This window comes from Methylotuvimicrobium buryatense, from assembly GCF_005931095.1.
Classification (GTDB): Bacteria; Pseudomonadota; Gammaproteobacteria; order Methylococcales; family Methylomonadaceae; genus Methylotuvimicrobium; species Methylotuvimicrobium buryatense.
Genome location: NZ_CP035467.1, coordinates 21481 through 42078 on the forward strand (window position 1 = coordinate 21481; position 20598 = coordinate 42078).

The window sequence follows — 20598 nt, forward strand, 5'->3', positions numbered from 1 at the left end:
TTTGAGCACAATTTGGCAAGATAACAGCGGAATATGACAAATCGGTGAAAGTTTATTGAATATTTAATGACAATAGAGAGTTACTTGTGCTTATCGGGATGCGGCGGAAGACATGTATAATGGAAGGCCGTTAATCATTACCTATCGAGAAAAATGCTGACTTATCCTAATATCGATCCTGTTGCGTTCAGTCTGGGTCCCGTAAAAGTCCATTGGTATGGCTTGATGTACTTGATCGGATTTGCCGCTGTTTGGGTGTTGGGCAAAAAAAGAGCCGAACAACCCTGGTCGCCGATTAAACCGGAAGCGATCGAAGACCTCGTTACTTATGGCGCACTAGGGGTCATACTCGGTGGACGATTGGGTTATATTTTGTTTTATAACTTCAGCGAGTTTTTGAACGATCCGAGCATCATTTACAAAATTTGGCAGGGCGGCATGTCCTTTCATGGCGGTATGCTCGGCGTGTTTGTCGCGATGTGGATTTTCGGGCGTAAACATAATTGCACCATGTTGCAATTAACCGACATCATCGCACCACTGGCGCCGATCGGATTGGGTGCGGGTCGTATCGGCAATTTTATTAATGCCGAATTGTGGGGACGAACGACCGATGTGCCTTGGGGAATGGTGTTTCCGAATGCCGGACCTTTGCCCCGTCATCCCTCGCAGCTTTACGAAGCGTTTCTTGAAGGGGTGGTGTTGTTCGTCGTGCTTTGGATATATAGCAGCAAACCGAGGCCGACAATGGCGGCGACCGGTTTGGCTGTGATGCTTTACGGCTGCTTTAGGTTTTTTGTCGAGTTTTTCCGCATGCCCGATGCACATCTGGGTTATTTGATGTTGGATTGGGTCACGATGGGGCAGATCCTATCGACGCCGATGATAATAATCGGCGGATTTATGTTCTACTGGGCTCACAGAAAAACCGCATGAAGCCATATCTGGATTTATTGGAAAAAATATTAACCGAAGGGACGTTGAAAGGCGATAGAACCGGTAGCGGTACTTTATCGATTTTCGGTCATCAAATGCGTTTTTCGTTGGCGGACGGATTTCCGTTGGTGACGACCAAAAAAGTTCATTTGAAATCGATCATTCATGAATTGCTTTGGTTTTTGCAGGGCGATACCCGTTTGGATTATTTGCATCGGCACGGAGTGACGATTTGGGACGAGTGGGCCGATGGCGGCGGTGGCTTGGGGCCGGTGTACGGTTATCAATGGCGATCATGGCCGTCTCCGGATAAAACGTATATCGATCAGATCGCTACAGTAATCGAGCAATTAAGAAGCAATCCCAATAGCCGGCGCATGATCGTTTCGGCCTGGAATGTTGCCGATTTGCCCGATGAAAAACTCAGTCCGCAGCAAAACGTCGCCAACGGAAAAATGGCATTGGCGCCTTGTCATGCCTTGTTTCAGTTTTATGTTGCCGACGGAAAACTATCTTGTCAGTTGTATCAGCGCAGCTGCGATACTTTTTTGGGGTTGCCGTTCAATATCGCCAGTTATGCGTTGTTGACGCATATGGCCGCGCAGCAGAGCGGTTTAGAGGTTGGCGATTTTATTTGGACCGGCGGCGATGTCCATCTGTATTTGAATCATCTGGAGCAGGCCAAATTACAATTGACACGCGAGCCTTATCCCTTGCCGCGCTTAGCGATCAAACGCAAGCCCGAATCGATATTCGATTATCGCTACGAAGACTTTGAGATGCTCGATTACCAGGCTCACGCGCATATCAAGGCGGCAATTTCGGTTTAGCTTCGTTATTCGTACATAAATTCGCTCAAATCCGGCGCTTTCGGTAATTGTAATTGAGTTAGCCTATCGGCGTTTTTTATTGCATTCAGTCTGGCCATGTTATTGGCGTGAACGCACTGGAAGGCGCCGTTAAAGTCGGCATTCAAAAAGGCTTTGGTTAAGTGAGCACATAAGCAATAGAGTGCCGAATAGTTTTTCGGATCGCCGTCTTTACATCGATCGATTTCCTTAGACAGCAAGGTCATGACCGATAGCACGAAGCCGTCGTGCCGCCAATCCACCGGTTCATCGCTGACATCATTCCCCGAAAGCGCGATCGCGCCGACTGCGTAATAAGCGAGATCGGTCAAGCCGGCCAAGATAGCAGCCATTTCGCCGGATTTGATCGCCTTAAAGGTTTCGCTGCCGCCGTCCATCAGTAAAGCCTGACGTAGAATAATATCCATATCGGAAATATCAACGGGCGCTCCGTGCTCGGCTTGCGGAATCGCTAATGCGTCGTGGTAAGCTCTGATTGCTGCTAAATGCTGATTCATTGCGGTCCCCTGTTATGATGGATGTCGAAATGAGACTGAATTAGGCGAAAAAAGTTGCGTTAATTTTGTCCGCAGCAGCGTTTGAATTTTTTTCCGCTGCCGCAGGGGCAGGGGGCATTTTTGCCTTGGCCGCTTTCCGTTTTCGGTTGGCCGATTGATTTAACCAGTCCGTCCAAATAATACCAGCGACCGCCGGATTTTTTGAAACGGCTAAGTTCATGCATGACTTGATCTTCGTCATCCAGTTTAAAATGGGCTTTAAATTCCACTAAGCCTTTAGTGTCGTTTTTACCGCCCTTTTTGACGTTGACGATTTCGAGTTTGGTCCAAACCGTTTTATCTTTGGAAAAATCGATAGACTGAGGTTTTTTAGTATTGTCCCAAGTTGCTAAAAGATACGAATCATCTTGGTAGGCATAGGCGGTAAATCGCGAACGCATTAAGATTTCGGCGGTTTCGGCAAAGCGGCTACCGTTATGGTAAGTTCGGCAGCATTGTTCGTACAGTAGTCCCGAACCGCAAAGACACATATCAACCATCAATGAAATAACGAGTACTTCAACGGGTGCCGAAAACGACGATGGTTTTGCCGTGGGCGGTAATCAAACCTTTATCTTCAAGTTCTTTGAGCACTCTTCCGGCCATTTCCCGAGAACAACCGACAATCCGGCCGATTTCTTGGCGGGTGATGCGCAGCTGCATGCCGTCCGGGTGAGTAACGGCATCCGGTTCTTTTGCTAGGTCGAGAAGGGTGCGAGCGATACGGCCTTCCACATCCATGAAGGCTAGATCGCGAAATTTACGGCTGGTGATCAAAAGGCGAGACGCTAATTGTTCGCCGAGCATGGACAGGATTTCGGGGGCATATTCCAGCAATTCTTTTTTTAAGGCTTGTTTTAGCCTTTCATAACCGATTTCCGCCAATTTGCAGGGCGTTCGTGTATTAACACTGACTTCTCGAGTGTCGGTCGGCTTAAATACACCGATTTCGCCGATAAAGTCGTGTTTGTTTAAATAAGCAAGGATCAATTCACGACCATCTTCGTCTTCGACACCGATACTGACAGAGCCTTCGATAATAAAATAGAGACGGTCACCGGTATCGCCGGGACGTATGATGGTGGTTTTAGCCGGGTAGGACTTGGTATGGCACAAGTGTAAAAAAGGCTCCAATGCATCTCTATATGCCGGGTTTAGCTTACTAGGGGTCATAACAACTAATCATCCTCTAACTATGTTGTAAAAAAAATTCCGCTAACAGTGCCGCATTTTTGTAAAAAAATCAACAATGATAATCTTTTAAATTTAGCCTGGTGTGGTAATCTATGCCACTTTTATTGAGTCGGTATAGACAGATGGAAGCGAAAGTTAAATGGGTTGACGGTGTGATGTTTGTTGGCGAAACCGGTAGCGGACATGCTGTAGTCATGGACGGTTCACCAGACCATGGCGGACGTAACATGGGGGCGCGGCCGATGGAAATGATTTTGCTCGGATTAGGCGGTTGCTCGTCTTTCGATGTCGTGGACATTTTGAGGAAAGGCAGAAACGACATCGTCGATTGTCGTGTCGAATTAGCGGCGGAACGTGCGGAATCGATACCCAGCGTATTCACAAAAATTCATTTACATTTTGTCGTAACCGGACGTGAACTTAAAGCGAATGCTGTAGAACGCGCGATAAAATTATCGGCGGAAAAATATTGTTCCGCATCCATCATGCTGGGTAAGACGGCAGAAATTACCCACGATTTTGAAGTGATCGAGGTTTAATAAATTTTGAAAAAAATAAAATTACACGGCTTTAACAATCTAACGAAGTCGCTTAGCTTTAATATTTACGATGTTTGTTATACGCCTGCGGAACAGAAGCAAGCTTATATCGATTATATCGATGAAGCCTATAATGCCGATCGCCTCACACAAATATTAAAAGATGTTGCCGAAATTATCGGCGCAAACATCCTTAATATCGCGCACCAAGATTACGATCCGCAAGGTGCAAGTGTCACGATGTTGATTTCCGAAGGCATGGACAATGAAGTCGATGCCGAGCAGCTCAACAGCGAATCGCCAGGGCCGCTGCCCGAAACCGTGCTAGCGCATTTGGACAAGAGCCATATCACTGTACATACCTATCCGGAATGTCATCCCGATACCGAGATCAGTACATTCCGTGCCGATATCGATGTATCGACTTGCGGTCAAATTTCGCCGTTGAAAGCATTAAATTATCTGATTCATAGTTTTGAATCCGATATTGTGATCATGGACTATAAAGTCCGTGGCTTTACACGAGATGTATCGGGGCAAAAGCATTATATCGATCATAATATTACGTCGATTCAAAAATATATCTCGGAAGATACGCGCGAAAAATATCAGATGATCGACGTTAATGTCTATCAAGAGCATCTTTTCCATACCAAGATGATGTTGAAAGAAACCGAGTTGGAAAATTATTTGTTCGAAAAAGAAAGCGCGTTCAGCGAAGAAGAAAAGGAAGCAATACAAGAGCAATTGCAGCAGGAAATGGCTGAAATATTTTATGGTAGAAACTATGCTTAATTTTATACCTTTCGCGCTTCAAATTTCGGCAGTACCTGAGGAGGCGCCGGGGTGTGCGGCAAAGGCTTTGCCAGCATGGAGCTGGCATAGAGCCTACAGGGATGTATTCACGGCGTCCTTTGACGGACACCCCGGCGCCGAATTTTGATCTGCGATGGGTATAGTTAGCAGTTAATAGTGAATAAATTTTTGCTCGGATAGGTTGTATTTGAGCTATCCATTCTCTTATTGCTTTTGACATTGTGACCAAGGATGGTCTGAACTCCCTGTTTTCCCATTTCGACAACTTTAGGAAAAAACGCGTTATTCCCCGCCCGGGATTGGCGTAATTCAGTGCTAGGGATGGCCGTAGCTTCATCCATGGATTAGTTCAGCCGAGATGACGAATTAAGCCGCATATACACACCATAAATAAGCGCTAATTTGGCGCTTATGTCTTTTCCCCTTCTCTCTCCAATAAGCTTTCCGCATCGATTGCCGAATTTTCCCTAAAAAATTTTCCCAAATTTTGAAACTTATCGCTTTGCCGTTTTAAGTCGAGCGTACTAATACCGTTGAGTGGACTGATTTTATATGAGGTTTGTCTGAACTGATCGGCTATTTTGTTTCTAGCATGATTTAAAAATTAGTACTAATATTATTTTTTGTGAAAATGCGCGCAAAATCCCAATATTTATAATGAATATTTGTCGGTAATGTGTTTTGTCTTAACATCGCTTTGTGGTTGGAGCCCGGTTTTCATAGTTCTCTGTAGGAACCCAAACTGAACTTAATAGCCATGACTATTAGGTATGGCTAAAGATAATCTAAAGAACCCTGAGAAGATCTGAATTTTATGTTCACGTTATATTGATAATTTTGATTCGGCTTAAACTATGAAACCGTTTCCCTTATTAGCTTCAATGACAATCGTAGTGTTGGCCGCTTGTACGGCAGATTCCGCCGGGGTCAAGGAGCGCGCGGCGGATTTTGCGAAAGTGGAACAGATGCGCGATGCCGATAAACTTTATATCGTCGATTGTCTCCTGCCCGGGCAAATTAGAAGAATGGGCCGGATGATGACCTTTTTAACGGCCAAGATTCCGATCAAGACCACCGCGCTGGACTGCGAAATTCGGGGCGGCGATTATGTCGCATTCGATCGTTCGAATTATGCGACCGCTTTGAACTTATGGCTCCCTGCCGCTCAAGAGGGAGATGCCGAAGCTCAGGCCTATGTCGGGGAAATTTTTCAAAAAGGGCTTGGAACGCAGCCGGATTATCAAAGCGCGGCGTTATGGTTTAAAAGGGCGGCCGAGCAGAGCAACAAGCGAGCGCAATTAAGTCTCGGTTATCTCTATGAAAAGGGGCTTGGTGTCGAGCAGGACTCCGCCGCTGCTATGGAATGGTACCAGAAAGCCTCGGGACTCGACGATAAAGATCTTCCCTATGCGGCAACTCTACAGACCTCGCCGGATGAAGGCTTGTTGGAGGAAATCAAATGGCTCAAAGCCGAGCTCAACAACAGCCGCAATGAGGCAAGACGCTTATCGGGCGAACTCGCGAAAACGCAGCGCCAATTACAGGAAAGCCAACAAAAACTGCAACGCTACTTAGACGAGCGCAACAATACCCAGTCGAAATTAGATGCGGCTATCGGCCGAGGCGACAATGCGGCCATCGCCGATTTAAAAAGGAAATTGCAAGATGCGGAACGGGAATTATCGTCTTACGCGGCTCAGGTCGGCAATCTTGAAAAGCAGTATCGTCAAGAAGTCGACCAACTCAACAGTAAATTGCAGGAAACCGAAAACCGGGCCAATCAAATCTATAGCCAACTCAAAAGACAGACGACCGAAGCCGGCGAAATCCAGCTTAAATTAGTTAACGCCGAGGCGCAATTAGCAAAAACCGAGCAAGAATTGTTGTCGGCCAAGAGTCCCGTGTCTGCCACTCCGACGGCCGGCGATACGCAGCAATTGGACACAATCGAACGAAAACACCAGGATGCCCTGCAGAAAATTCAAAAGGACTTACAAGAAAAAGAAAACCGTGAACGGCTCATGGCCGATCAGATTGCAAGCCTCGAAGCCGACAAGAAAAGATACGAACAAGAAATCCAGCAATTACAAAAGTCTTCGGTGACCGTGGCAGCGGCGCAAAAACCTGTGATCGAAATTATCGATCCGCCTTTCGTCCGGATGCGCGGAGTGCCGACCGTAACGTTGCGCTCTGCAGTCAAAGAACGGGAAATCATCGGTAAGGCTAGTTCGCCGGCGGGTATGTTGTCGGTATTGATCAACGATGTAAAAAGCCGTCTCGACGAACGGGGCCTTTTTAACAGCAGCATCGCCATTACTGCTCAGGAAACGCCGGTCAGAATTGTCGCGGTCGATAACAACGGCGCACGCGAAAGCCTCGAATTCAAAATGACCTTGGAAGGCCCGATAAGCGATAGTCAACGCGGTAAAGAAGACATTACCCGCTTGCAGACTGTCAGCCCATGGAAAGATTTGGATTTCGGCCATTATCATGCACTAATCATCGGAAACAATCGTTATCAGAAAATTCCGTCTCTCGATACGCCGGTCAACGATGCGCGAGCGGTCGACCGGGTTCTTCGCGAAAAATACGGTTTCAAGACCAAGGTATTGATCGACGCAAACCGTTATCAAATTTTGTCGGCGATGAATGAAATGCGGGCCAAGCTGACCGAAAAAGATAATTTACTGATCTACTATGCCGGCCATGGCGAGTTGGATCAAGTCAACATGCGCGGGCATTGGTTGCCGGTCGATGCCGAAGCCGACAATAACGCAAATTGGATTTCGACCATTTCGATCACCGATATTTTAAATGCAATGTCCGCAAAACACGTTATGGTCGTTGCCGATTCTTGTTACTCAGGTGCGATGACCCGTTCTTCACTGGCGCGTTTAGATGCCGGCATGAGTCCCGAAAAGAAATCCGAATGGCTGAAAGCGATGCTCAAAGCCCGGTCCCGGACCGTAATGACTTCGGGCGGATTGAAACCGGTGATGGATGGCGGCGGAGGCGAGCATTCGGTATTCGCAGCCTCCTTCATCAAGGCATTGGATCGCAACGATTCTTTGCTCGAAGGCCAGGAATTGTACCGGAATGTATCGGCCAATATCGTAGCGATAGCAGCCCGTTACGGTATCGAGCAAGTTCCGCAATACGCGCCGGTTAATCATGCGGGGCATGAGTCAGGGGAGTTTTTCTTTGTGCCGAAATAGTTTTTGATTTTTTAGTAATCAAGGATTAAAAGTAGGTGTATTGCTTAATCGAAACGAGCCTTGATGCATGGCATAAGCATTAAATTTCCACTAAATAATAAAAAAAATAACCTTAAATATAATAGATAAGCCTCTGTTAAATAACATTAAAAATATAATAATTCAGGCTTTTTTAGCAATTAAATCGTAGGGGGAGTAATGAAAAAAAGTAAAAATCTAATACGAGACTCTAAAGGGTTGGCGTTATGTACGGCGCCTTTATTAGTTGGAATAATGAGTCACGATACATATGCGACCGAAGATAACCGGGATTTTGTCAGGAACACTATTATTGCAATTTGCCCTCCGAATGATGGTCGTCTCGGAAGCGAATTGCAGGCTCGGTGTAATAACGTCGCACAAGTGGGTTTTCCCAGCGGAATCATGACACGAGTAACGTCCGAGCAAACTGCAGCACAAAAGTCGATGTCGCTGGAAATGAACAGCACTCAGTTCGGTTTTCTCAGTAACCGCATCAGTGCGATACGAAGCGGTAGGCAAGGCGGAGGCTTGAACATTAGCGGCCTGATGCTCGACAGTAACGGCAATCCGGCGTCGTCCAACCAATTGGCCAATTGGGGAGATTATCAGAACAAAGGAGCAGCCGGCGGCGATAGCTATGAGCGGCTCGGAGTGTTCGTTAACGGCAATATCGGTTTTGGCGACCGTCGCACTACGGCGAACGAAGCCGGCTATAATCTCGATACGCATGGAGGAACCGTCGGTATGGACTACCGGTTTACCGATAACTTCCTGATGGGTATGGCGTTTGGTTATAACAATGCGACGTCGAGATATAGGAATAATCTTGGCGAAATGGAGGCCGATAACTATACCGGCGCGGTATACGCCTCGTTTTATACCGAAGACGGTTTTTTCATCGACGGCATATTCAGCGGTAGCCACATCGATTACGCGACCAGAAGGCGCATTCAATATTCGGTTCCCGCTGAGACTATCAATACCAATGCTCTAGGCGATAACTCCGGCCGCGAGTTTAACGTGTCGATGAATACCGGTTATAATTTCAACGTCAGCGGTCTAACGATTACTCCACAAGTTCGTGTCGACTACACGAGCAGCCAAGTGGATGCGCTGAATGAACGGGGCGGTGCTGGTTGGGCGTTGCATGTCGACGAACAGGATTTCGATTCAATGCAGACTGCAGCCGGTTTACAGCTCAATTATGTGATAAGCCTGCCTTGGGCCATAATCGTGCCGATGGCCAGAGCCGAATATATTCACGAATTCAAAAACGATCAACGAAATATTCAAGCATTTTTTATCCAAGACTCGACGCAAACACGGTTCAATATCCGCACCGATAGACCGGACCGAGACTACATTGTGATGAGTGCGGGAGTTTCCGCTCAGTTCATGCACGGTATTTCGGCATTCGTCAATTACGATACGGTACAAGCACATTCCTTCGTCAACAACCATAACTTTTCGGGGGGAGTGAGAGTACAAGTTCCGTTTTAATCAGACAGAGAAGATCGAAGCCACGTCTTTCCCGCATTCCAATTCCACTCTGCTGCATACGGGTTACGCGCTAGGCGACAATAAACGGTATCAAGGTCGCACGCTGAAAATCGTGGAAACGGAGCGTTAGCGAAGTGAAGATTTTTAGTCCCCGATAGCCGTAGCGCCGGGTGTTTTGCCGGAGTCTGCGCGAATAGGGCAGGCGGAGGCAAAATACAAGGCATCGCGACACGGCGTAAAGCCATTTGTGGGAGTGCTACGGAGCCGCATCGAGTATACGATGATGTGGCGTAGTGGCACGGACGCAGGGCGAATCGGGGCCGCCGAAGGCAATAATCGCCAAGTAATTTTTCGCTGCTGAAATCGGACGGACCCCATTTCAGCTTTCGCGAAAAATCTTGGCGCGCTTGTTAGCTATATGCCCCCGTAGGGTACGCTATGCGTACCATGGTAACCATAAGCGCCAACTTAGTGCCTATTCTATGGTGCGTTTATGGCTTTATTCGTCATATCGGTATGGCTTGTCGATACCCATGTTGCATGGAAGTGGTGCTACGCATTGCCATCCGTGGCCCTGGATTCCGCCAATCCCTGGCGGAATGACGCGTTCCTTCCTTAAGTTGGCGCTTATGCCATGGTAACCCCGCCAATGCTAAGACAAGCCCTTATGGTTTGATCTGGGTAAGGATTATTCGGTGCTTAACGGTATCAAGATTCCAGTTTGAGAAAGTTCGCCTTTTATTCAGGGGCGGAGTATGCCTGTCGAGGAACGCCTAAACCCATCTATGGGGGCTTGACGGCGGTTCGAATGCCAAGGATGGCGTGAATGCAGATTTTGCATGGAGCAAAAATCTACCCTGCCGCCGATATCATCGCCAAATATACCCTCGCACCTTTTTTATCTTCAAATTGGGAGTTGCTGTTAACGGCATGAAGGTACGCGTAGCGAAGGAAAGTTGAATAATCGGGAAGTTTTTGTTACGAAATTCTTAGAGAGGTCGTAGGAAAAATTAAAGAATATCAATGCAAAATAAATGATTATACCCTTTGCTGGTCAAATTTCGGCGCCGGGGTGTCCGTCAAAGGACGCCGTGAATACGTCCATGTAGGCTCTGTGACAGCATCCTTGCTGTCAAAGCCTTTGCCGAACACCCCGGCGCCTCCATGCGTCAATGCCGAAATTTGAAGTGCGATGGGTATAAATCTAAGGATACAGAATAATATTCAACAGCTTGTTGGATTGATCGTACACCTGTAAATTTCGGTTGAACCATTCGCCGTAAATGTATTTTTTGTTGCCTTTGCCGTCGAATAAATAGCCGGTGACGTCTCTAGCTCCGGTTTTTTTCACTATCAAAAAAACATACCGGTTATTCAAACTACCGTGCAACTCATGCCATTGATCTTTTTTAGTCTTGAGTTCCGGCTTAGTCATCGCTTTTGGTTTGATTGTCGGCGATTCCGATTCGTTGAATGTGATCCCCGCCAATTGATTGGTTTGTGCAGAACCGTTCGCGAGTATCAGGAGGGAACCGGCAAGAATGATCCAAGCGCCGCGCCATGTGAGTTTCATTTAATCTCCCGGTTGCAGATCGCCGCTGCCGATTATGCGTTTTTCGATGAGTGCCGGACGTCCGTAGTAAGTAATGTCGCCGCTACCGATCAGATAGGCTTTTAATGTTTCCTGTGCAGTAACTGTAATATTGCCGGAACCCGATAATTTGATATCGGCCTGTTGACTGAAAAGTTTTTGTGCATCGATATCGCCGGCGCCATTGACGGTCACGCTGAAACGGTCGATCTGTCCGTCGGCGATCACATTGCCGCTTCCGTTGAGAGTCAGAGCCAACGACTCTTGCCTGAGAGCGGTTAGACGAATATCGCCGGCGCCATGCAGAGCAAGGGTGTCCAGACGGGGGCTCGTAATTTCGACAGTCAGCGGTAAATGTTGTTGATAACTTTTACGTCCGGCGATCGTTAATAGGCCGCCGCTAACCGATGTTTCGATAATAGGAATCAAGTTTCGGTCGCCGATGATCTCGATACTTTGCGCCGGGCCGTTACGATAGTTAATATCGATCCCGGCGGCAACATGGATAGCCCGGAACGGACCGACGTCGCGGCGTTCCTTGCCTAAAACTCCGGAGCCTTGTTCTATACGCGCATCGCTGCCGTCGTAAACGACACCGTCGATGATGATTTTGCCGGTCGTCGCTTGGCCTGCAATAGCATCGGACGGTAAGGGTAATAAAACGGATAGGCTTAAGCTCAGACCGATAGTGAGAGATCGGCGGCCGGCCCGTTTTCCGGGCCGGAAATCGGGTGTTTGTATTCCTTGCGTTGTCATAGCGTGTTTCCTGATGACGAATCGTATAAAAAAGCCGCGTTGTTAATTCGCGCTATAAAACTGAACTCTGCGGTTGACCGCATCGAACGGGTCGCGGCCCGGCAAGGGTTTGGATTTTCCGAGCCCTTTGGTGGTAAGCCGGTTCGAGGAAACGCCGTAGTTACGCGCTAGATAATTTCTTACGGCTTGAGCTCTGCGTCTGGATAAATCCAGATTATAAGAGGCCGACCCGACCGCATCGGTGTGGCCTTCGATGATCAAGCGCTTGTCGGCAAAATCGGACATCGTCATCATTTTTCCGACTTCTTCCAAGAATGGAAGCGATTCGGGCAAAATTTCATCCGAGTTATAGGCGAATTTAATCGGCAAACCGATACTGGTTTTTTCCGCTTCGACACGTTCGGCGGTGGCGAAATCGTCGGCTCGCTCATTCCTTTTGGGTTGGAAATTGATAGAACGCATTTTCATGGTTCCCGGAGTGTCGTTCGTTTGTCCTCCGAACAGAACTTTGCCCATTTCCTCGGCGCTTGGCGGAGCATCGTACATGCGTACTTGTTCGGCTTGAGTATTAAGGGTGTATAAAGCCAGCAAAAGGGCACCGCTGGCGGCGGTGATAGAGTGATGTAGTTTCATGTTAGTAACCTCATAAATTTCAATAGTCTTAGTTTCATCTCATTGAAACGGTTGGTTTATTTTTGTTCCCAACGGGTAACTTTGCCGTTTTTGTCGAAAAATACCACTTGCGTGGAATATTCCCAGGCTTCGCCCCAATCTCCGGAAGTGGTGCCTGTACAGCTCCAGCAAGGCCTTCCCCAAGCCGCTTTGACTTGGTCTTGATCCATGCCTTTAACCAAATAGCCGGCTTTGATGACTTCGACCATTTCCTTGTCCCACTCCGGATGTTCGGAAATCATTTCCTCGCGTCTGACCGGAGCATTTTCGCAGGCTTGTAAAATCAGGCCGGTAAGTAAGATTAATGTTAATTTTTTCATAATACTCACCTTATCGAATGACATAGTCGAGTGCGGCTTTAACCGAATTGGCCGCTATTCTGGATTCGTCGAATTGACCGTCGTTGGTGAAATACAATGCTTCGGCCGGAATCGGATTTTTAGAGGCTATAGCCCTGAGTTTATCGGTGCCGGTCGGGCCCGAGACATCGATAGTGAAATCAGCGCCGGGTGAGGGGATGCTGTAGGTTTTTCCAGGTAAGCAATAATTATCGGGTTGATAGATATTCGGGAAAACCGTGTCGATTTTGCCTTCCGAATTGATCAGAACGATGCGGACGTACATCGGTTCGCTGACCGTGAAATCGATTTGCATCGGTTCGCCGATACGGTATTCGGATTTGTTGGTTCTAAGCGATAACGAGCCGGGAGTAGGCGAAGCGTCGATAAAAGTTTGCGGAGCCGGGGCGGGCGCCGGCGGGCTATAAGTCATCGGCTCATGAGCGGCATAATGGAAGCTTCCCTGTCCTTTCAGATTTTTTCGCAGTTGTCGGGTGGCATGATTCAAAGGAACGTTTTCATACAAGGCAAGATAAAGCTCTTGATTCAAATCGGTTCCCGGTAGGCCGTGTTTTTGAACAAAATTTTGTAATGCACTTTGAGTCGCGCCGTCCATCTGACCGGTAGGTTGCACGCTGAAGCCATGCAGATAGAGTAATTCCTGAACCTTGGCTATTTGTTCCGAACGGGTAAACGAATAATAATCGGCTAGGACTTGATCTATCACGACATCGTCGGGTTCGACGCCGGGTATCAAACGCCAATAGGGTAATTTTTGATAGCGTCCGATCAATTGAATCATATTCAATTGAACCAGCAAACGGACGGCCGCGTGCCTGCCTTGTACTTTTTTGATTTCGCCTTTTGCGCCGAACGTGACGCTTTTGATCGTAAAACCGATGCTGTCCTCTTTGGTCGCCTTATGTAGTTTGATGCCGTTGATCGCCTGTATTCTGGGAATGCCGGTAAACGTTTTGAAATCGATCATATTGAAATCCAACGTGACGCTGGCCAGTGAGGACTTATTTTGATCGGTAAAATTGAGCCCGTATTCCTTCACCTCGATATCGACATCGAAGGAGTCGCCTTGTGTGACCAAGCCTCGATCGAACTCGGTGATACCGCCCGATAAAATGACCTGCGGCAGGATCTTGTCTTCATAGCCGCTATAACCGGTTTGCGCGGTGTTGAGCATGAATTCGGGTTCGTAAGGAATATAGAGCACATTGCCGCCTATCCCGTTCAGGGTGCTTTTTACCATCTCGGTAATGTCGCGCGGAATTTCACCGCTTGTTGCCACGGACGTTCCGGTATTGTCGAAAACTTCCTTGGCCATGATTTTGACGGGTTCGTTACTATAGATTTCGGTCATCAAACCTAAACGGTTAACCGCGCTTTGATAGATTGTGGTCTTGGCTTCGGGTAGTGTCTCGTTGAGTCCGATATCGGCACTCTGCGGATTCAAACCGCAGCCTACGAGCAAGAGCGGCAAGCCAATGATGCGAAAACCGCTAGTGAGTTTATAGTTGTTCATAACACGACCTCGTTTCTAAAAATTTGGCATCCGGATGCTTATCGTCTTCGCTCGATGCAGACCGAATTGGCGCGTCTGTTATCCGATAGGTTGATAATGGTGGCATTTTGCAAATTGGCGCCCGGACCGAAGGTTTGATTGCCGGTTCCGCCGCAACCGGAATTTTGATCGGTTTTGCGTCGCGCTTTTGCCAGGGCATTGCGTTTAATAAAATCGATATTGGGACGGAGCTGTATGTTGTCGTTGATGTCTTCATCGATGCCGATGCCGTCGTCTAAATCGTTGGCTAGAAGCGGCGTAACGGGCAATCCTATTAAGAGTAAAAAAGTACACAATCGAATGAGTGACATAGCCGTCTTCCTCGTTATGAGAGAAACCGGACGGATAGAATAATCGGACCGGTTTCCCTTAAGGGTTAAGGTTTACTTGATATCGATCGAACCGGTGTTGGCCGAGCTATCTCTGCCGATCGCCTGAGTATTGGTCAGAGTATTTTTCGATGCGTTGATCACAGTCGATTTTTCGACCTTAGAACTTTCGACGCTGATCGAGCCGGTATTGGCCGAAGAATTGCGGCCGATGGCTTGGGTATTGGTCAAGGTATTTTTGGACGCATTGATCAATGTTGACTTTTCGATTTTCGAACCTTCGGCGAATGCGGAAGATGAAACGGCGGCAGTCAAAGCCAATGCAAGCAGTGAAGTCGATAATGTTTTCATGTGGTTTCTCCTGGGTGGTTTTAAAGTTCGAGGTCAGTGTAACCGGGCCTCGGGTTTATCGGCGTGAAGCAATCACGGAATAAATGTGATCTATTCACATCCGAAGCTTGAATTCGTTACTTGATATCGACCGAACCGGTGTTGGCCGAGCTGTCTCTGCCGATCGCCTGAGTATTAGCCAGTGTATTTTTCGACGCATTGATCACAGTCGATTTTTCGACCTTAGAACCTTCGATACTGATTGAACCGGTATTGGCCAAAGAATTGCGGCCGATGGCTTGGGTATTGGTCAAGGTATTTTTAGACGCATTGATCAACGTGGATTTTTCGATTTTCGAACCTTCGGCGAATGCGGAAGACGAAGCGGCGGCAGTCAAAGCCAATGCAAGCAGTGAAATAGATAATGTTTTCATGGGGTTTCTCCGAGTGGTTTTAAAGTTCGAGGTCAGTGTAACCATCCCTGAGAAATTACGATGTGAAGCATACACATTCGCTGAAAATCTTGGAAACGGAGCGCCAGCGAAGTGAAGATTTTTAGTCCCCGATAGCCGTAGCGCCGGGTGTTTTGCCGGAGTCTGCGCGAATAGCGCAGGCGGAGGCAAAATACAAGGCATCGCGACACGGCGTAAAGCCATTTGTGGGAGTGCTACGGAGCCGCATCGAGTTTACGATGATGTGGCGTAGTGGCACGGACGCAGGGCGAATCGGGGCCGCCGAAGGCAATAATCGCCAAGTAATTTTTCGCTGCTGAAATCGGACGGACCCCATTTCAGCTTTCGCGAAAAATCTTGGCGCGCTTGCGATTTGTGATTTAGTGACCAGCGGGAAATTGCCGGCAATCTTTCTTCTTTTTCCGTCTGGATACGGTACTGCCATTAAGTTAACGGAAACCCGTCATTCCGCCATGGACTGGCGGAATCCAGTGCCATGGATGGCAAGCTTTTGAGGCGCATAGAGCCTTAATGCAAGCGCTGAAAATCTTGGAAACGGAGCACTAGCGAAGTGAAGATTTTTAGTCCCCGATAGCCGTAGCGCCGGGTGCTTTGCCGGAGTCTGCGCGAATAGCGCAGGCGGAGGCAAAATACAAGGCATCGCGACACGGCGTAAAGCCATTTGTGGGAGTGCTACGGAGCCGCATCGAGTATACGAGGATGTGGCGTAGTGGCACGGACGCAGGGCGAATCGGGGCCGCCGAAGGCATTAGCAGTCGCGTAATTTTTGCTGATTTTTCAAGCAGGATGCCCGGAAAAATCTTTCGCAAAAATAGCGACTCCCTGCCGTTACTTATTTTTGTGACGTCTCATTACTGGTACAAAGACAGTATGACGTGTCGAGTTAAAAAATAAGGATGGCCACGATGATTTTCTCCCCCTTTGAAAAAGGGGGATTTATTTAAATAATCTCCCCTAACCCCTCGGCAACTGCTGAGTGACAAGGATGTCAAGAATGCAGAAAATGCAGGAGCTTTTTTCTGCCCAGCGTCGCCTAAAGCGCCTCCCTGTTGGAGCCCTACCTCCTGCATCCATTCAGTCGTCTTTTTCAAAGAGGGGGACTAAATATTTACGTATGGCCTTAAGAATAAAAAGAGAAGTATTAAAACCATCAAATTGCATGCAACAATAATTGAGCGGGTTTGTCAAGAATAGGCGTCATTTTTGTTGTTGTCACGATTTATTACTGTGAAAGTTCGTAGATTTGGACACTTTATCTAATTTTTCGATATACAAAGCTCTGTGCTGGCAATACCGGTTCCAGAGAGGGTGCGGTTGCTCGATCGACAGGCGTCGGCGGCAGGGAGCCGCCGTCGAGCCTACATGGACGTATTCACGGCGTCCTGTCGGGCGAGTGACCGCACCCTCCGCCACCAGAGAACTTTCATTTGCCGGGGCGATGGCTAGGCCTTCATGAACGTTACGGTATAAACAAAAAGTTGCCGGTAAACGACGATTCCATCCAGGGGATTTGTTGGCCGCCGGTTTCTTGATTGACGCCTTGCAAGACGCGTTTGAAAACTTCTTCTATCGTGAGGCCGGGAACTTGCATATGGTTGAGCAAATGCTTGGTATAGATTCCGTTGTCGTCTTCGCCGTCGGCGGCAACCGAACCGGGGCTGGTTGCAAAGCCGATAATGGTGCCTTTCGGACCGTCGATTTTGGCTAGGCCTCGGCCGGCATTCCTGAAACTGCGCGGCAACGGATTGTCTCGGCAGGCATCCAAAATCACGATTTGTAAATTATCTTCGCCTTCCATGGCCCCCAAAACTTGTCCGATATTGACCGCTTTATAGCGGACATCGGACTGCCTTTTGATGACCGCATCGGTAGGAATCAAGTAATTCGATCCGTCGACCTGAACGCCGTGGCCGGCGAAATAGAATAAACCGACTAATTTACCCGCACTCATTTGCCGGCCGAATTTATCGATCGCCGCTTCCATTTGCTCCTGATTTCCATCAAGCAGTAACGTGACCTCAAACCCTAAACGGCTCAAAGAGTCGGCCATGGCTTTGGCATCGTTGACCGGGTTCTTTAACGGGCTGAAGGCATAGGCGCTATTGCCGATGAGCAAAGCGGTACGGCGCAGCGGTATCGTGCCGATAGCATCAATGGCGGCGTTCGACATGGGTTGCACTGTGGGCAATGACGCCGACAATTGTTGGGTCCCGGGCGGCAGGGTGATCATTGCGGGATTTGGTGATGCGATTGCAGGATTAGAATCGGCAAAGGCAATTTCGACATCGACATAACCTTCGTTGTCGTGGTTGCCGTTGATTACGTCGTTAGTTCTGAACATTAAGGGGCCGTTTTCGGATGCCGTAAACGTGACGTCCGAACCGACTACGAAAGGCTTTCCCTGTTCGCCGATTTTGGCGATTAGAGTCGAATGACTGTAACCATCGATAATCGGAGGGAATAGCGGCGAATTATCGCACCACGCCTTGTATAAACCGATGCCGTCGGGGCCGGTAAAATTGCAGGTCGGATAAGTCCGCCATTGTCCTTTAGCGGAAACCCGATAATTCTGCCCAGCCGAAACCTTGACGCCGCTATTTCGCCATTCCTCAACCGCTGCCGATACGCGGGTTTGGGTACTTGTTCCTGAAGCGAGGGGGCGGGTCGTTATGTTGTTGTCGGTATAGTAACGTTTCGGCGCGCATGCCGACAACGATAAGCAAACCGCAATGATGATTGAGTTATAAGTTATATTTTTCATAGTGTTACGGTATAAAGACGACTAGAAAAAGCACATGTTCTTACAGGATTATAGCGGCGATTTTTATTTATGGTTCATGGGGTCATTTGAAATTTGTCCGGGAGCAACAATGACCGGTGTCACCAGCGTGTGATGGTATAAGATCTGACCGTTTTTCAGCGTTTGTTGGGTACAGCATGGACAGGAAATTTTTTCCGAACTGAAGGAATCGGTGCCGTCCAGCGCTACCAATAGGGTACCGCCAACACTCACGAACGGCTTCAGGCAACCTTGTGTGTACAATCTGTCACCTACTTCGGCCAACACCGGATAGAGTGTTTCCGATGCAATGGGATCCAGCAAGTTGCCGATTTGCTGGTCGAAGGAATTTGATGAACACCAAAAATCGATTGTGCGTTATTTCGATTGTGGAGTTTTTCCATCCGTCGCTGATAATCCAGAAAAGACGGGCTTTGCGTGAAGAACACCGAGAAGGCGCTCAGAACGGCATCTTCTATCCTGTATTTCCGATTGTTGCCGGGTTTACGGGAGTCCGGTAAGGAATGAGCACGAAATAACTTGAGCAAGTAGTCGTTGCAATGCGGTAAAGTTAACGAACCTAAAACATTACCCCAAAACTTATAGTGAAGCCTGCTTACCCAATAGAAATTGAAAAACAAATGCAAGAAGTGTTCGACCGTCTATCCGAAAAAGATAAGCGTTTGTATGCGGGGGTTGAAGCATTAAAATTTCCTTATGGCGGCATCAGCTATATTGCTCAGCTGTTTTCCTGTTCTCGCAATACCATCCGACGAGGGATAAATGAACTGAAAGAGAAGGCAATTATCCCCAAAAAACGAGATAGAAAAGCGGGCGGAGGTCGAAAACAAACTATTAAAAAACACACGGATATTAATGACGCGTTTCTGTCTATTTTAAAAGAGCATACGGCAGGCGACCCGATGGATGAAACGAAAAAATGGACTAATTTGACGTGTGCCAAAATGGCCTGTCTATTGGCTGAAAAGGGTTTCAAAGTCAGTCGCAATATTGTCAGAAAATTATTAAAAAAGAATGATTATGTGAAGCGTAAGGCCTTGAAAAAGAAAGCGGCTGGCGGGCATGTAAATCGTAATGCGCAATTTGAGAATATCAGTCAATTGAGAGCTTTATATACGGCGGCGGGAAATCCTGTCATCAGCGTGGATACCAAGAAAAAGGAGCTGATTGGTAATCTGTTTCGCGATGGCAAGATCTATACCACTCAAACAGTTGAAGTTTATGATCATGACTTTCCGTCATTAGCCGAAGGCGTTGCCGTACCTCATACGCTTTATGATACTGAGCGCAACGAAGCCTACGTCAACATTGGGACAAGCCGTGACACCAGCGAGTTTTCCTGTGATTCGATTCGTCACTGGTGGTACACCTATGGCAACCTCTACTATCCGCTGGCAACATCCATTTTATTGCTGATGGATGGCGGTGGCAGTAACTCATCCAGACACTATATTTTCAAACAGGATTTGCAGGCATTAGTGGCAGAAATAGGCATTGAAATACGGATAGCGCATTATCCTCCGTACACCTCTAAATGGAATCCCATCGAGCACCGGGTATTTCCTCATATTACTCGTGAATTATCCGGCATGATTTTAATCAGCCATGTCTTTATGAAAGAGTTAATTGAAAAGACAACAACAAAAGCGGGATTAAATGTCTTTGCCTGTATTTTTAACAAGGTTTATGAAACGGGCAGAAAAGTTGTGGAGGGCTTTAAAGAATCCATGCGAATTGTATTTGATAAGCATCTGAGGCAATGGAATTATGTCGCCATGCCTGAAGCGGTAATTTTATAAGTTGCTCAAGTTATTTCGTGCTCGTTCCTAAGTCTTCGAAGGTGCGACGTATCAAGTCAATTATTTCCAAGTCCATTTGTATCTACCGATGGCTTTATTAATGTTGCGATTGATTAGTTTTAAGTGCCCCTTATTTTATCAGGGTTTTAAATTGGGAATTGCTGGGAAATTCCTCGATTCGTTTCAAAAAGAGATTTTTCCGCATCATGGCCCATAGAGTCATTAAGAAGCTAACAATTCGGGTTTGAATTGAGTTATCGAAAGGCTAGTGGAGGTTTTCAAAAGGAATTTTGCAGATTTATCAAATATTC

General features: G+C 47.5%; 20 protein-coding genes. 7 read left to right on the forward strand and 13 right to left on the reverse strand.

The window, feature by feature from the left end; translation table 11 throughout:
• The first annotated feature begins 153 nt into the window (after positions 1 to 153).
• Positions 154 to 936 carry a prolipoprotein diacylglyceryl transferase gene (gene lgt, locus EQU24_RS00085; RefSeq protein ID WP_017841459.1) on the forward strand — a complete coding sequence of 261 codons (783 nt, stop codon included), beginning with the start codon at positions 154 to 156 and terminating at the stop codon, positions 934 to 936.
• Positions 933 to 1766 carry a thymidylate synthase gene (gene thyA, locus EQU24_RS00090; protein WP_017841458.1) on the forward strand — a complete coding sequence of 278 codons (834 nt, stop codon included), beginning with the start codon at positions 933 to 935 and terminating at the stop codon, positions 1764 to 1766. Before lgt ends, thyA begins: the two co-directional genes overlap by 4 nt.
• A 5-nt stretch (positions 1767 to 1771) precedes the next feature.
• Here the strand turns inward: thyA and EQU24_RS00095 are convergent, their stop codons facing one another.
• Genes EQU24_RS00095 through crp form a run of 3 tightly spaced genes read right to left on the reverse strand, consistent with a single transcriptional unit; the run spans position 1772 to position 3514 of the window.
• On the reverse strand, positions 1772 to 2302 hold the full coding sequence (locus EQU24_RS00095; RefSeq protein WP_017841457.1) for a nucleoside triphosphate pyrophosphohydrolase family protein: 531 nt from the start codon (positions 2300 to 2302) through the stop codon (positions 1772 to 1774).
• Between the two features lie 59 nt (positions 2303 to 2361).
• Positions 2362 to 2841 (reverse strand): YchJ family protein, encoded by a 480-nt coding sequence (locus EQU24_RS00100; RefSeq protein ID WP_017841456.1) that lies wholly within the window; start codon positions 2839 to 2841, stop codon positions 2362 to 2364.
• A 19-nt stretch (positions 2842 to 2860) separates the two neighbouring features.
• Positions 2861 to 3514 carry a cAMP-activated global transcriptional regulator CRP gene (gene crp / locus EQU24_RS00105; RefSeq protein ID WP_014146545.1) on the reverse strand — a complete coding sequence of 218 codons (654 nt, stop codon included), beginning with the start codon at positions 3512 to 3514 and terminating at the stop codon, positions 2861 to 2863.
• 143 nt (positions 3515 to 3657) lie between these two features.
• On the opposite strand from crp, the gene EQU24_RS00110 reads away from it, so the two are divergent.
• The 4 genes from EQU24_RS00110 to EQU24_RS00125 all read left to right on the forward strand — a co-directional run bounded on the left by EQU24_RS00110 (position 3658) and on the right by EQU24_RS00125 (position 9626).
• Positions 3658 to 4074 (forward strand): OsmC family protein, encoded by a 417-nt coding sequence (locus EQU24_RS00110; RefSeq protein WP_017841455.1) that lies wholly within the window; start codon positions 3658 to 3660, stop codon positions 4072 to 4074.
• A 6-nt stretch (positions 4075 to 4080) separates the two neighbouring features.
• On the forward strand, positions 4081 to 4869 hold the full coding sequence (gene speD, locus EQU24_RS00115) for an adenosylmethionine decarboxylase (protein WP_017841454.1): 789 nt from the start codon (positions 4081 to 4083) through the stop codon (positions 4867 to 4869).
• Positions 4870 to 5744: 875 nt separating this feature from the next.
• A complete protein-coding gene (locus EQU24_RS22165) occupies positions 5745 to 8105 on the forward strand; it encodes a caspase family protein (RefSeq protein WP_017841452.1) in 2361 nt (786 codons plus the stop codon).
• Positions 8106 to 8303: 198 nt separating this feature from the next.
• Positions 8304 to 9626: an autotransporter outer membrane beta-barrel domain-containing protein gene (locus EQU24_RS00125; RefSeq protein WP_083877750.1), complete on the forward strand. Its 1323-nt coding sequence runs from the start codon at positions 8304 to 8306 to the stop codon at positions 9624 to 9626.
• A 1204-nt stretch (positions 9627 to 10830) separates the two neighbouring features.
• Here EQU24_RS00125 and EQU24_RS00130 read toward each other — a convergent pair.
• The 10 genes from EQU24_RS00130 to EQU24_RS00175 form a co-directional block, all read right to left on the reverse strand.
• On the reverse strand, positions 10831 to 11199 hold the full coding sequence (locus tag EQU24_RS00130; protein WP_014146550.1) for a hypothetical protein: 369 nt from the start codon (positions 11197 to 11199) through the stop codon (positions 10831 to 10833).
• Entirely contained in the window at positions 11200 to 11973 is a 774-nt protein-coding gene (locus tag EQU24_RS00135; protein WP_017841449.1) for a head GIN domain-containing protein, read from the reverse strand.
• Positions 11974 to 12015: 42 nt separating this feature from the next.
• Positions 12016 to 12606, reverse strand: a complete 591-nt coding sequence (locus tag EQU24_RS00140; protein WP_017841448.1) for an OmpA family protein — start codon at positions 12604 to 12606, stop codon at positions 12016 to 12018.
• A gap of 56 nt (positions 12607 to 12662) precedes the next feature.
• Positions 12663 to 12965, reverse strand: a complete 303-nt coding sequence (locus tag EQU24_RS00145; protein WP_014146553.1) for a hypothetical protein — start codon at positions 12963 to 12965, stop codon at positions 12663 to 12665.
• Between the two features lie 10 nt (positions 12966 to 12975).
• A complete protein-coding gene (locus EQU24_RS00150) occupies positions 12976 to 14517 on the reverse strand; it encodes a DUF4384 domain-containing protein (protein ID WP_017841447.1) in 1542 nt (513 codons plus the stop codon).
• Between the two features lie 38 nt (positions 14518 to 14555).
• Positions 14556 to 14867, reverse strand: coding sequence for a hypothetical protein (locus EQU24_RS00155; protein ID WP_017841446.1), 312 nt, complete (start codon positions 14865 to 14867; stop codon positions 14556 to 14558).
• A 72-nt stretch (positions 14868 to 14939) separates the two neighbouring features.
• Positions 14940 to 15236 (reverse strand): hypothetical protein, encoded by a 297-nt coding sequence (locus EQU24_RS00160; protein ID WP_017841445.1) that lies wholly within the window; start codon positions 15234 to 15236, stop codon positions 14940 to 14942.
• A 116-nt stretch (positions 15237 to 15352) separates the two neighbouring features.
• Positions 15353 to 15649, reverse strand: coding sequence for a hypothetical protein (locus tag EQU24_RS00165; RefSeq protein ID WP_017841444.1), 297 nt, complete (start codon positions 15647 to 15649; stop codon positions 15353 to 15355).
• 1498 nt (positions 15650 to 17147) lie between these two features.
• The gene (locus tag EQU24_RS00170; protein ID WP_017841443.1) at positions 17148 to 18449 is read right to left on the reverse strand and encodes a caspase family protein; all 1302 of its coding nucleotides are present in this window, start codon (positions 18447 to 18449) and stop codon (positions 17148 to 17150) included.
• A 63-nt stretch (positions 18450 to 18512) separates the two neighbouring features.
• A complete protein-coding gene (locus EQU24_RS00175) occupies positions 18513 to 18791 on the reverse strand; it encodes a hypothetical protein (protein WP_017841442.1) in 279 nt (92 codons plus the stop codon).
• Between the two features lie 317 nt (positions 18792 to 19108).
• Here EQU24_RS00175 and EQU24_RS00180 point away from each other — a divergent pair, with 317 nt between their 5' ends.
• Positions 19109 to 20287, forward strand: a complete 1179-nt coding sequence (locus EQU24_RS00180) for an ISAzo13 family transposase (RefSeq protein ID WP_138767046.1) — start codon at positions 19109 to 19111, stop codon at positions 20285 to 20287.
• Positions 20288 to 20598: the final 311 nt, after the last annotated feature.